Annotated in this window: 1 protein-coding gene; it reads left to right on the top strand. The window is 62.4% G+C overall.

Annotated features, from left to right (window positions below; all coding sequences use genetic code 11):
- The coding region (locus QD228_RS17085; RefSeq protein WP_279876142.1) for a hypothetical protein at positions 1–237 on the top strand (237 nt) is incomplete at both ends.

The following is a 237-nucleotide window of genomic DNA, read 5'->3' as shown; positions in this document are numbered from 1 at the left end:
TCACGGTCGATGGCACCACCCTGACTGTCGCTGGCCAGAATCTCTCCGACCTGGCTGAGGGCGAACTCACCGCGACGCTGACTGTCACTGATGAGGCCGGTAACGAGGCAGAGTTCACGGATGCCACAACAAAAGACACCACTTCACCGGGCGGCGAGACCGGCACTGATGCGCCGACGCTCACCATCGCGGAAGCCGCTGATGGCGTGAATGCTGATGAGCTGGCAGATGGCCTGC

This window comes from Cobetia sp. 3AK, assembly GCF_029846335.1.
GTDB lineage: Bacteria > Pseudomonadota > Gammaproteobacteria > Pseudomonadales > Halomonadaceae > Cobetia > Cobetia marina.
The sequence above is the reverse complement of the archived record's forward strand: the minus strand, read 5'-3'. Positions and strand labels throughout refer to the sequence as shown.